Annotated in this window: 14 protein-coding genes; 1 reads left to right on the forward strand and 13 read right to left on the reverse strand. The window is 31.9% G+C overall.

The window, feature by feature from the left end:
- Positions 1-3 precede the first annotated feature (3 nt).
- The 11 genes from ACFWU4_RS05735 to ACFWU4_RS05785 form a co-directional block, all read right to left on the reverse strand.
- A complete protein-coding gene (locus ACFWU4_RS05735) occupies positions 4-1,017 on the reverse strand; it encodes a DUF6090 family protein (RefSeq protein ID WP_411125747.1) in 1,014 nt (337 codons plus the stop codon).
- 35 nt (positions 1,018-1,052) lie between these two features.
- Positions 1,053-1,835 (reverse strand): DUF6090 family protein, encoded by a 783-nt coding sequence (locus ACFWU4_RS05740; protein WP_411125749.1) that lies wholly within the window; start codon positions 1,833-1,835, stop codon positions 1,053-1,055.
- Complete coding sequence (locus ACFWU4_RS05745; protein ID WP_411125751.1) at positions 1,832-2,563, reverse strand: DUF6090 family protein; 732 nt, start codon at positions 2,561-2,563, stop codon at positions 1,832-1,834. The genes ACFWU4_RS05740 and ACFWU4_RS05745 overlap by 4 nt, the downstream gene beginning before the upstream one ends.
- 101 nt (positions 2,564-2,664) lie before the next feature.
- Positions 2,665-3,399, reverse strand: coding sequence for a DUF6090 family protein (locus ACFWU4_RS05750; protein ID WP_411125752.1), 735 nt, complete (start codon positions 3,397-3,399; stop codon positions 2,665-2,667).
- Positions 3,400-3,444: 45 nt separating this feature from the next.
- Positions 3,445-4,227, reverse strand: a complete 783-nt coding sequence (locus tag ACFWU4_RS05755; RefSeq protein ID WP_411125754.1) for a DUF6090 family protein — start codon at positions 4,225-4,227, stop codon at positions 3,445-3,447.
- A gap of 103 nt (positions 4,228-4,330) precedes the next feature.
- Positions 4,331-5,101 (reverse strand): DUF6090 family protein, encoded by a 771-nt coding sequence (locus ACFWU4_RS05760; protein ID WP_411125756.1) that lies wholly within the window; start codon positions 5,099-5,101, stop codon positions 4,331-4,333.
- Between the two features lie 139 nt (positions 5,102-5,240).
- Positions 5,241-5,648 (reverse strand): RidA family protein, encoded by a 408-nt coding sequence (locus ACFWU4_RS05765; protein WP_411125758.1) that lies wholly within the window; start codon positions 5,646-5,648, stop codon positions 5,241-5,243.
- A gap of 87 nt (positions 5,649-5,735) precedes the next feature.
- Entirely contained in the window at positions 5,736-7,136 is a 1,401-nt protein-coding gene (locus ACFWU4_RS05770; protein ID WP_411125760.1) for an FAD-dependent oxidoreductase, read from the reverse strand.
- Positions 7,137-7,209: 73 nt separating this feature from the next.
- Complete coding sequence (locus ACFWU4_RS05775; protein WP_411125762.1) at positions 7,210-7,560, reverse strand: hypothetical protein; 351 nt, start codon at positions 7,558-7,560, stop codon at positions 7,210-7,212.
- Positions 7,553-8,824: a kynureninase gene (gene kynU / locus ACFWU4_RS05780; protein ID WP_411125763.1), complete on the reverse strand. Its 1,272-nt coding sequence runs from the start codon at positions 8,822-8,824 to the stop codon at positions 7,553-7,555. Before kynU ends, ACFWU4_RS05775 begins: the two co-directional genes overlap by 8 nt.
- 237 nt (positions 8,825-9,061) lie before the next feature.
- A complete protein-coding gene (locus ACFWU4_RS05785) occupies positions 9,062-9,742 on the reverse strand; it encodes a hypothetical protein (RefSeq protein WP_411125765.1) in 681 nt (226 codons plus the stop codon).
- Between the two features lie 41 nt (positions 9,743-9,783).
- Between ACFWU4_RS05785 and ACFWU4_RS05790 the strand changes: the two genes are divergently transcribed.
- Positions 9,784-10,584 (forward strand): class I SAM-dependent methyltransferase, encoded by an 801-nt coding sequence (locus ACFWU4_RS05790; protein ID WP_411125767.1) that lies wholly within the window; start codon positions 9,784-9,786, stop codon positions 10,582-10,584.
- A 38-nt stretch (positions 10,585-10,622) separates the two neighbouring features.
- On the opposite strand, the gene ACFWU4_RS05795 is transcribed toward ACFWU4_RS05790, so the two are convergent.
- Both ACFWU4_RS05795 and msrA read right to left on the reverse strand, forming a co-directional pair.
- A complete protein-coding gene (locus tag ACFWU4_RS05795; RefSeq protein ID WP_411125769.1) occupies positions 10,623-11,078 on the reverse strand; it encodes a hypothetical protein in 456 nt (151 codons plus the stop codon).
- Positions 11,079-11,081: 3 nt separating this feature from the next.
- Positions 11,082-11,744: a peptide-methionine (S)-S-oxide reductase MsrA gene (gene msrA / locus ACFWU4_RS05800; RefSeq protein ID WP_411125771.1), complete on the reverse strand. Its 663-nt coding sequence runs from the start codon at positions 11,742-11,744 to the stop codon at positions 11,082-11,084.
- Between the last annotated feature and the right edge of the window lie 38 nt (positions 11,745-11,782).

The raw sequence follows: 11,782 nt of genomic DNA on the forward strand, positions 1-11,782 counted from the left end.
GCTTTATTCTATTATTAAATAACCGTTCTTAATAGCTCTAAATTTTTTAATACAATTGCCACTATTATCTACTTGTTCAATCAGGATATTTTGGTTTCCATCTATGCCTACAAAATAGCTATAGCTACGAGCCATTTGGTAAGGCTCTAGTATAAGTCGACTAGATGCCTTTTTATCAAAATATAAATTTAGAAATATAGAATCTTTAGTAGTGTTTACAAGTAGATGAGACGCTCTATATTTTCTGTATTGAGGCGATGTAATTTGTGACTCTGAACACTCTGCTTTTATAAAAGGTTTCATATTATAATGTGCTAATAACTGCTTCATTTGAGATGTGTCAAAATCTTTATTTACCTGTTTTATTTTTAATAATGTTGCTAAGTTTACAGCCATATATCTTGCTATATTATCGTAATATACTTGATTAACTGACCAACTCTTATAAAGTCGTTTTTCATACTCAGGATTATGTAAAAAGAAATTAATTTTGGCTTCTTTATTAATACTGTCTTTGGCTGATGTAAACTGGTACTGACTCATATATTCTACTTCATCACTAATAACTTTAGTTACAAGCTCCCAATTGCTATCTAAATCTACTTTTTGATCTCGCAATAATTTAGCTTCCTCAATGACTTCTTTGTATTCTTTTTTTGCATCTTTTTCGTAATCTATTAACTTAATGATGTTACTGGCCTTTGGTCTTAGCTGATCCCAGTTAGCAGTGAGATAATTAAGAAAATTATTTTCATAATAATCCTCTTTTTTGAGTTTTTTATAAATACCTAATTTGGTTAAACTATCCATTTGATAGTAAAATTTTAGAATCCTTTGTGCTTCTTTATGATTATAAGTTAAGTCATTTTCTAAATCACTAATGGTTTGAGTTATTTCATTTTCAATTTTTTTGTTCTCATTCCAATTATTAATCTGAAGCGCAATCAAAATACCAATAACCACAAGAATAATTTCGCCTATAGCGTATTTGAAGTATTTGGATGTTTTATTTTCCATAAGTAAGTTTTTGCGTATTTTTCGAAAGAATTTAATCATGATTTTAAATAGGTTTCTATATCACTTTGAATATCATCAATTCGTTTCTCCATTTTTTGCATTAAATCTAAATGAACACTACTCACTCTGCCTCTTTGCGAGATATGATTTAAAAGTATTAATAGGGATTCTTTGTTTTTTAAGCGTTTTTCTTGAATTGTTTTAGCCCAAGGTACATCAATTGATTTGAGTGACCAATCAACACTCTCTGCTACAGTTATAGAATCTTTATAGTTTAAATTAATAACAGAATTCTTAAGAAGAAAATCTCTAAATTCTGATATTGATTTTTCATTACTTGTTTGTACTACCAATGCGATATAATCTAAATACTGGTAAAATGAAAGTACCTTTTTTCTAAGCTCGTTGTTTTTTATGAGTAAAATATTCCCTGAACTTTTTAGATCTTGAAACGTCGGATTATTAATCACAAATGATTTACGAGTAATGTTGGCTAAATAAATATTTAGACTATCAGTATTTGGACTAGCTGAATTAAGATGGCTTAATGCTTTTTCACATTTAAGCTTCATATTGCTTTCATGGTTAATCTGACCGTTTACTAGTAATTTTTGAATATTAATATCTTCAATAAGATTATTTAAATATTCTTTTTCTTTTTTTTCATCTATCTTGTTGTTATTCCATGTGTTAATTTGTAGCGCAATAAGAATTCCTATAACTACAAGAATAATCTCACCAATGGCATATTTAAAGTATTTGCCTGTTTTGTTTTCACTCATGAGGTTGTAGCGTATTTTTCGAAAGAATTTAATCATTTACTTTTCTCTAAAACTGTTTTTAATTCTTCTTTAATTTTTTTAAGTCTTGGGATAGCTAAATTGAGTCCATTAACATAATTATTATATATTAATTGATAGCCACTTATTACTCGATGTCGATATTCTTTGCTATTCAAGAAATAATCCTGTAGTTCTTTACTACTATTATCTTGCATGATGGTTTTACTTATGTATTCAGGATACCAATCGTAATTATCTCTGAATATTTCTGCTAAATCAATATTTTCTTCATTAATTCGTCTTTCAAGATTACTAATCAATATCATTTCCATTTGATCATAAATTTCAATTATCTTTAGTGACAAATTATCTTTAGCATTTAATAACTTTAGTTGATTAACTCCTGTTGTATTTAAAGTTGTAGCGACGGCATTTGTTGTTAATATTCTTGATAAGCCAACATCAAATAAATCTGGTGTTATTGAATCATTAATTACTCTTTTAAAAATATATTCTATTCCTGTGTAATAATCTAAATTGACAGACAACTCCTGTACATCGTTTTCGATATCTGTTAAGGTACGCTCATACACTGAAATGAGTTGCTCTTGTTTGAGTCTGTTTTCATTCCAATTATTAATCTGTAATGCTATAAGAATTCCTATTACAACTAATAATATCTCGCCAATAGCGTATTTAAAGTATTTGCTTGTTTTACCTGATTCCATGAGGTTGTATCTAATTCGTCTGAAAAACTTAATCATATTTTTAGTTTCTATTTTTTTCGAAAGCCGCTATCTTAACCAAAGGTCTACTAGACCTTTGATTTTGTTTTGCAAAATTGTGTTGCGATAATCTGAAAAATTTAATCATCTAATTCTTTTTTAATTTGAGATGATAATGAATTCATCATATCATGTAAATCCGTATAAAAGCTAATCTGACCTTCTAAAATTCTGATTTTTTGGCGCAGAATATTACTAAAAAATACATTTTGTTTATAATCATCTAAGGTTTTAGGAATCACATTAGAATTTGTTACATCTAAAACGGAAAAAACCTTGTTCTGATAGTTTTCATTTACTTTATAATTAACTTCAGGCACATGATCATACTCAAACAAATAAGGTGCAATTATATTTCTGGTGTAATCTTTCATAGCAGAACCCCAACTCGAAAAATCATTATTATAATATATAACTATAGAGTCCAATAGTTTTTGATTTTTTATTAGTTCTATTTTTCCTGTAGACACTAAGTTATTAAATGTGGTTTGTTTTTTATTGAAACCACTGATATTTAAAATATTACTTATACTGGCTCGAAAAGAGCTTATATCTCCAGCTTCGTGATTGAGTAATATGTTTGATGCCTTCTTAAAATCAGATACATTAGAGATATTAACACGTATTTGATTATTAATGGTTGCAATATCAGAGTTGATGTCGTTTTGTAGCTTTAGGAGTATAAAACGCTCTTGTTTATCTTCTTTACGCTGTTCATTCCAGGTGTTAATCTGCAATGCAATGAGAATTCCAATAACGACAAGAATAATTTCGCCAATTGCGTATTTAAAGTATTTGCCTGTTTTGTTTTCCATAAGTAGGTTTTGACGGATTTTTCTGAAGAATTTAATCATAGGCTATTATTGAATAATTTCTATTTCTTGTTCAATATCTTTAATCAATTCTTTTAAATCGATTATATAATAAGATAGCCACTGTAGTCGTAATAATCTAAAGTTATAAGCTTCAACCAAAGCTGATTTATAATCTTCATTTTTTCGTAATTGATTATAATCTTTTGGTGTGTTTGTGGATAACGTTTGTTTAACCAACCATTTGTCGATAACTGGTCCTGTTTTAAAGTTTTTAAATAATTGACTGTTATAGGGCTTAAAATATTCATCTGTAAACATTTCTTCTCGAAGATGAATATTGGCAAATACCGTTTCGTACATCAATGTAATACGTATACGTAAAGAGTCATTAGAAATAACAATATTCTCGCTATTTTCTAAGTTTTTGTATGTGGTATTAGCGTTATTAAAAATATTACCACCACTAAAGAGTTCCACCCATAGTCTTAACGAGTCCGTAACATTATCCTTAGTTTCAAAATGGTTCAAAATCTTTTCGCCTACTTCACTTCGTACTCTAATAAAACTATCTAACTGTTTAATTTCTATTAGATTAGAGCTTAAGTCTACATTTAATTGTTTTAATGTTTTTATCTCATTTGTTTTAGTAACTCTAGCTTGGTTCCAGTTACTTACTTGTAAAGCCAATAAGATACCTATCATTACTAGAATAATTTCGCCAATGGCGTAGATGAGGTACTTACTGAATTTGTTTCCTCCCTTTGCCGAAGCTTCGGAAGGCAGGTCAGAGATTAGTTGTTGACGGATTTTTCTAAAGAATTTAATCATAGTCTGTCATTCCTGCGAAAGCAGGAATATGTTTTTTGGTTGGTGGATCGCTGTGGATTCCTGCCTACGCAGGAATGACGGAAGAATTTAATCATAATCTATTTTATTCTGCTTTGCATTTATTACTTAATTGCTTGTATGGCTTTTCCATTAAAGTATTTATAATTTCAAAATGCTGTTTTTGTCTATCTGCTATTCCAATATTAAAAATTAAGATCTTTTGAAAATTTCGGTAGTAGGAACTACTTTTGTCTTTATGCCAATCATTTTCTGGTATGGTTGCCAAGACCTCAGCACCAATTAAGTTATTTACATATTCAAATTCATAAGCACCAAAATCAATTGATGTATTCAAAATTTTATAAAACTCTTTAATTAATTCTTCCCTATTTTCTTCTAGTGAAATGAGCTTATTATCTAATTGACTATAAAACTCAATTAGACTATTCCTAATACTTTCATCTCTTAATAATTTCATATTTCCTGTAGAAACTAAATCCTGATACGTGGTTTTCCTTGGTACGTATGTATTATTTCTGCAAGCCTTTAAAAATTTATTGACTAAAAAACGTTTGTCTTTTTCTCCTGAAGCTAGTTCTAACATAAGTTCTTTGCTAAGTCTTACCTTTTTATCTACCTCCAATTTAAGTTCTTCACGCAATATTTTATCAGCTTCAAAATCATCTAAGATTTTGCAATAATACTTGGCCTCTGATGCATTGTTTTTCCTCTGATCATTCTGGTCGTTAATGCCAAGTGCTATTAGTATACCGATGATAACAAGAATTATTTCACCTACGGCATAGAGCAGGTACTTACTGAACTTGTTTTCAGAAAGCAGTTGTTGACGAATACGTCTAAAAAATTTGATCATTTGCTGTGGTTAGCGAGCAAATTAGGTTGATGGCTGTAGTTGAGGTTGGTTAGCTATTGGTGTTTAAAGATAATGTTTTGTTACAGAATGTTACTTTTAATAGGTCTCGACTGCGCTCGACCAGACAAATACTTTTCATTTAATTACCTACGTAAGCCATGACCTTAATCTCAATCACTAAATCTGGATGTGGTAACTGGTGTACAGCAACAGTTGTTCTTGTTGGTCCTGTTTCTTTATCAAAGAATTCTGCATAAGCTTTATTATAGTCTGCAAAGTCATTCATGTTTACTAAGAATGAGGTGACGTCTACCACATCTTTTAGAGACGCTCCAACTTTAGCAAGATTGCCCTCTATGTTTTTTAAAACTTCTTGAGTTTGGGTGTAAGCATTTAAACGTTTGGTTCCCATTTCGTCTATGATGTCAACTCCTGCAATGGTGTTGTCTGGTCTGCGAGAGCTTGTACCCGATACAAAAATGAAGTCTCCGACTTGTTTTACGTGTGGATATGCTCCTCTTGGTGTAACTATGTTTTCTTTATTCATAATTTTCTTGTCATTCCTGCGAAGGCAGGAATCTAATTAATTCGACTTCAATTTTCAATGGATTCCTGCCTTCGCAGGAATGACAAACTAACGTAATCCCGCAACTCTATCATCTTCTAAAATCGCTTCGGTTTCAGTTTTTACTTTGTCTAAAATATCTTTGATGTCATCATCTGTAGAAATTATTCCATCAGATAACATGTTTAATATGGCTTTGTCTTGTGCTCTTCCTCTTAGCATGGCTTCTCTGTAACCAATCTGCTCATTAAAGGTTACTAAACTATATTTAGATGAATAGTCTTCAGGAAACGCTTTCTCTAAAGCCATTTCTATTTTTCGTTTTTCTTGAAATATCGCTTGGCCAACATGACTTTTCATTTCATGAAAGTTATCGACGGCTAAATCGGCAATCGCATCTGTATCTTTTTTTCTGTTTTTCTCGTAGGCTTTAAAAGTTGCTTCCCAACTCTCTAAATTTTGGTCTAATACTTTGTCAAACTCTACAACATCTTCAAAAGAGGCATTCATACCTTGGCCATAAAACGGAACAATGGCATGTGCAGAATCTCCCATCAATAATGTATTGCCTTTATAATGCCAAGGGGAACATTTTACAGTACCCAATGGTGCTGTTGGGTTTTCAAAAAAGTCTTCGACCAGATTAGGCATTAATTCTAAAGCGTCTGGGAATTCCTTTTGGAAGAATTCAGTAACAATTTCTGGAGTAGTTAAATTATTAAAATTGTATTCACCTTCGGCATAACTTAAAAAAAGCGTCACTGTAAAACTACCATCTAAGTTTGGTAATGCAATAACCATAAAATCACCTCTTGGCCAAATGTGTAAGGCGTTTTTATAGGTTTTGTAGTCTCCAGTTTCTGTTGGTAAAATACTTAATTCTTTGTAGCCATGGGTTAAGTAATCTTGAGAAAAACTAAATAAGAATTTTCGTTCTAAATAATAACTTTTTCGCAATGCTGAACCTGCTCCATCAGTTGCTATAATACAGTCAGCATCTTCTATGAATTCATCTTTACTTGAATAATCTTGAAATAATGCTGTGGTTTTTTCGAAGTCTACGGATTGACATCTTTTATTGAAATGTATTTTTACATTGTCATGTTTTTCGGCTTCGGTTAAAAGTAATGCATTAAGTTCGCCTCTAGAAATTGAGTTGATGTATTCGTGATCTCTTCCGCTATAATTAGATAAAAATGTATTCCCTTCTTTATCGTGAAGCATACGACCATTCATAGGAATACAAAGGTCTTTCACTTTATCTTCCATACCAACAAGTTTAACTGCCTTGTTACCACGATCTGAAAAGGCCAAATTAATGGATCTCCCAGCCGAGATATCTGTTTTACGTAAGTCTGGTCGCATTTCATAAACCGTAACATTGTAGCCACGTTGCCCAAGTCTTAAGGCTAGTAAACTTCCACAGAGACCTGCTCCAATTATTAGTATGTTTTGTTGTTTGTTACTCATATGCTCTGTCATTCCTGCGAAGGCAGGAATCTATTTTTAAGTTGTGGATTCCTGCCTGCGCAGGAACGACAAGTTAGTTTAATTTACTTTTTAAATATTGAATTTCTTCGTAAGTGATTCTTAACTCATCTAATTTAATAGATTGTTCATTGTTGCCTGCATCTTTATAATACATATTGTCATTCATATGATTAAAACGTATTTCAGAAAAGTCTAAGTATTTAACTTTCTTCTTTAGTTTACTTCTAATCAAGTATAGAATTTCTTTTTCAGTAATGATTAGACAATCCTTCTTTTTTCCTAAAACATAAGCTAAATGGCCAATTGTTGTATATCCCCAAAAATCAGGTTCAGATCTTTTTATTATAACAACAAGAGTATTTTCATTTCTTAATATTGAATTTATATATTTTAAACTATTCATTCAAAATTACTTTCATTTTCTCAACCATTTGATAGACATCTTCAAATGAATTGTATAAAGGTACAGGAGCACATCTTATGACATCTGGTTCTCTCCAATCACTTATGACTCCAGCTTCTGTTAATTTATCATGTAACGATTTATCCGCATTTAGAACTTGGATTGAGAGTTGACAACCACGTTCATTAGGATTTTCTGGAGTAATAATTCTAATAACATCTTCTCCTAGTGCTTTTAATAAAAATTCAAAGTAACCTGTTAGTTTTTTAGACTTTGATAACAGCTTATCCAAACCTACATCATTGAACATATCTAAAGAGGCTTTTATGGCAGCCATAGATAAAATTGGTGGATTACTTAATTGCCAACCTTCAGCTCCTGGTAATACATCAAACTCATGACGCATATTAAAACGCGTTTCTTTATTGTGGCTCCACCAACCTGTAAAACGGTTGAGGTTTTTATCATAGGCATGACGTTCGTGTACAAAACAACCAGACAAACTTCCAGGACCTGAGTTTAAGTATTTATAAGTACACCAAACAGCAAAGTCAGCACCTGAGTTATGCAAATCTAAATCTACGTTTCCTGCCCCATGGGCACAATCAAAACCAACCATACAACCATGTTTATGTCCAAGTTCTGTAATGCGTTTAAAATCGAAAAACTGACCAGTATAATAATTCACACCACCAATCATAACTAAAGCAATTTCATTGCCGTGAGATTCTAGGATTTTCTCTAAATCTTCATATTGTAGTAATTCTTCTCCTTCTTGAGGTGACCAAAGTATTAAACCTTCTTTATCATCATAGCCGTGATGTCTTAATTGAGATTCTACAGCATATTTATCTGAAGGAAAGGCATCGCTTTCAATCACAATTTTATAACGCGCTTTAGTCGGCTTATAAAAAGAAGCCATCATAAAATGGAGATTCGCAGTCAACGAATTCATGGTCACCACTTCAATAGGCTTTGCTCCAACAAGTTTAGCAGAGCTTTCCGTCAAAAACTCGTGATATGGTAGCCAAGGATTTTTAGCATGTGTATGACCTTCTACACCGAGATTTGCCCAATCTTCTAATTCTTGATTGATATACTCCTTAGTTGAAGTAGGTTGTAAACCAAGTGAGTTGCCGCAGAGGTAAATCAATTCATTTCCATTCTTGTCTTTCGGAATATGGAATTGTGATCTATAGATTGCTAACTCGTCTAATGCGTCTTGTTGTTGTGCGTAATCGAGGCCATTTTTGTAGTTGGACACTGAGTGTTGATTTTTACAGTTGCTAACAAAAATAAGGATTTAAAGCGAAGGATTAAAGACCAATTTTATGTTGAAATACTCTTAAAAGATAAAGCACTTTAACTCGTAAGATAAAGTGCTTCGATATATATAGGCGCCAAAAGGCGGAAAATGTAAGCTATACGTTTTTAGTCGAAACTAGCATCGTGAAACTTACATTATAGAATGCAAAAGTAATGCCAAAAATTAAATTCAGTATTACTCTAGTGATATTTCTACATCTCCAAAATTTAAATTCCAATTGCCACCTTCCATTTTATGGTCTATGGCAATCTTAATCCCGTTAAAGTCTTGATAATTCTCAAATGTTGTAGACATTGACGGTTCCTCTGCATTTCCTTTTCTAAAGATCCATTCTCTAATCATATAATTTTCGTCATAAAAAATGTCATAAGCATCACCAGGTGTGTAACCACCTTCATTTCCGTATAAAATGGTAATCATATTTAATGGTTCCTTACCAATTGGTGATTCCGCTTTTTTAGGTTCTGAAATTGTTGCAGATGTATCCCAAACCAATTGAAAAGGTACCAGGAACCAGAACTTATCATTGGTAAAAGCCCTATCAGTACCAATATCTGTGCTATCTATTTTATTTCTAGCATATTCTATTGATCCCGTAAGATTTTCTAAAACCACGATATCTTGTTTAGGTTTCCAACTCCATGATCTCCCTTTTCCTTTTATAGTATCTCTATCAACTTTAAAGGTGAATTTTACTTCTGATACATTTTTCCAGTTTTCAAAACCATGCGCCTTAGCAATTTTTTCAGCAATGGTAAGTTCTTTTATTTCCTTTTCGATTATAGTTTCTTTCTTTTCAGATTTACAAGTTGAAACTAGTAAAAGACAAATCAAACCAAGGTATAATGACTTCATATTAAAAAGTTGTTTTAAATTACATGCAAAATTAATCAACGATGAAAGAGCAGACTAATTATTTTGAAGTTAATAAGGAAACTTGGAATAAAAAGGTAGGTGTACATGCCCAAAGCGACATGTATAAAATGGAAGCTTTTAAAGCAGGGGAAACTTCGCTTATGCCATATGAGTTAAAGGCATTAGGTGATGTTAAGGAAAAATCATTGTTGCATTTGCAATGTCATTTTGGACAAGATACTTTGAGTTGGAGTAGATTAGGAGCGAAGTGTGTTGGTGTCGATTTGAGTGATGAAGGCGTAAAGTTAGCAAAGCAATTAAATGATGAATTAAAACTTGATGCTCAGTTTGTATGTTGTAATGTTTTGGATACATCACAGCATATCTCTGAAACTTTTGATATTGTTTATACTAGTTATGGAGTCATTGGCTGGTTACCAGATTTAAAACCTTGGGCAAAAATGATTGCTGAGCGTTTAAAAGTTGGTGGTACATTTTATATCGTAGAGTTTCATCCCATTCTTTGGATGTTTGATTATTTAGATGGAGAATCTAAAATGAAATACCATTATAATAGAAAAGAAGTGATTTATGAGGAATATGAAGGTACTTATGCTAATCAATCTTCAAAAATGGTAACTAAGGAATATGGATGGAATCATGGTCTTTCTGAAGTTGTAAATGCACTCATAGAAGCAGGACTGGAAATTGAATATCTTAATGAGCATGATGAAAGTCCGTATGATGTATTTCCAGATTTAGTGAAACTAGATAATGGAATGTATAAGATGAAAGACCAAATGTTTCCTATGCTGTTTGAGATTAAAGCGACTAAGAAGTAATTAAAAAAAGCTTGATAATGTTGTCAAGCTTTTTTCATTTAATGAGGTCTTCCTTCTAAATGGTTTTTTATAAGTTTATAAGGCCAATCACCAAGTCGTTTTGCATTATGTTCTTTGTCAATTAGTTCTGTTATTTCGTCAAAATATTTTGGATCTGAATGTCGAAAAATTAGCCAAGTTCGTAGATTTGGACAGTCTATACGCTCTCCGCTAATCCACCCATATTCATTGGTGAGTTCTATTAGTTTCTCAGTATTAAATTTGTCAATTTTCGTACGGATTATCTTCATTGAGTCAATCTCTTTTTTAGAATAGGTGCCATCGTCTTTATGAAAGTCATCAGGAATTTTTGATCGTATGTCCTGATCTTTTTTTACCATCTCTGTTAGTGTTTCACAAATATCAGAAGTATTTAAAATTGTTTTTTGAGCAAAACTTTTATTTAAGACGACTAAAAGTGTAATTGAAAATATATATTTAAGAGGGGTAGACATATCTTAATGTTTCTCTTCATCTTTCAACAACTCAGGAAATTTAGCTTTAAACCGATTCAGTCTCGGAATTGAGACTGCTCTAATGTAGCTCTGATTAGGATTCCGTTTTTCAAAATCTTGATGATAAGCTTCACCTATATAAAATTTCTGAAATGGATAAACCTCTGCTGCAATTGTAGCATTTAATTCTTTCGCCAAAGCCGCTTTTTTATTTTCTATAATTTTCTTTTGAGACTCGTCTTGGTAGAATATTATTGAGCGGTATTGAGAGCCTCTATCTGGCCCTTGACCATTAACTTGTGTTGGGTTTTGTGAGCCAAAATAGATATCAACTAAAGTGGAGAAGCTCACCACTTCTGGGTCGTAAATAATTTCCACAGCTTCTGCATGTCCTGTAGTGCCAGTGTTACTCTTTTTGTAGTTAATATCTGTTGTGTGTCCACCTGAATAACCGCTGATGGATTCTTCAACACCTTTTACACTTTCAAAAACAGCTTCAACGCACCAAAAACAGCCGCTAGCAAAATAAGCTCTGGCTTTGCCATCTTTTAGAGGTACAACAACAGGGTCGGCATCAATAACAGCTTGTTGTTTTTCACTTACCTGAGCTTGGTTCTGACAACTAAAAAATAAGCTAATGCTTAAAATGTAAAGTAACTTTTTCATGATCGTATTTTTCTTTTTCTAATAGACGAGTAAAATTA

It is taken from the genome of Winogradskyella sp. PE311, from assembly GCF_046545555.1.
Classification (GTDB): domain Bacteria; phylum Bacteroidota; class Bacteroidia; order Flavobacteriales; family Flavobacteriaceae; genus Winogradskyella.

What these genes read in the sequence shown, in the direction of transcription:
- ACFWU4_RS05750 (WP_411125752.1), bottom strand. Translation starts at nt 3,399, where the DNA reads ATGGAAAACAAAACAGGCAAATACTTTAAATACGCAATTGGCGAAATT.
- ACFWU4_RS05745 (WP_411125751.1), bottom strand. Translation starts at nt 2,563, where the DNA reads ATGATTAAGTTTTTCAGACGAATTAGATACAACCTCATGGAATCAGGT.
- ACFWU4_RS05785 (WP_411125765.1), bottom strand. Translation starts at nt 9,742, where the DNA reads ATGAAGTCATTATACCTTGGTTTGATTTGTCTTTTACTAGTTTCAACT.
- msrA (WP_411125771.1), bottom strand. Translation starts at nt 11,744, where the DNA reads ATGAAAAAGTTACTTTACATTTTAAGCATTAGCTTATTTTTTAGTTGT.
- ACFWU4_RS05765 (WP_411125758.1), bottom strand. Translation starts at nt 5,648, where the DNA reads ATGAATAAAGAAAACATAGTTACACCAAGAGGAGCATATCCACACGTA.
- ACFWU4_RS05760 (WP_411125756.1), bottom strand. Translation starts at nt 5,101, where the DNA reads ATGATCAAATTTTTTAGACGTATTCGTCAACAACTGCTTTCTGAAAAC.
- ACFWU4_RS05790 (WP_411125767.1), top strand. Translation starts at nt 9,784, where the DNA reads ATGAAAGAGCAGACTAATTATTTTGAAGTTAATAAGGAAACTTGGAAT.
- ACFWU4_RS05740 (WP_411125749.1), bottom strand. Translation starts at nt 1,835, where the DNA reads ATGATTAAATTCTTTCGAAAAATACGCTACAACCTCATGAGTGAAAAC.
- ACFWU4_RS05775 (WP_411125762.1), bottom strand. Translation starts at nt 7,560, where the DNA reads ATGAATAGTTTAAAATATATAAATTCAATATTAAGAAATGAAAATACT.
- ACFWU4_RS05795 (WP_411125769.1), bottom strand. Translation starts at nt 11,078, where the DNA reads ATGTCTACCCCTCTTAAATATATATTTTCAATTACACTTTTAGTCGTC.
- ACFWU4_RS05770 (WP_411125760.1), bottom strand. Translation starts at nt 7,136, where the DNA reads ATGAGTAACAAACAACAAAACATACTAATAATTGGAGCAGGTCTCTGT.
- ACFWU4_RS05735 (WP_411125747.1), bottom strand. Translation starts at nt 1,017, where the DNA reads ATGGAAAATAAAACATCCAAATACTTCAAATACGCTATAGGCGAAATT.
- ACFWU4_RS05755 (WP_411125754.1), bottom strand. Translation starts at nt 4,227, where the DNA reads ATGATTAAATTCTTTAGAAAAATCCGTCAACAACTAATCTCTGACCTG.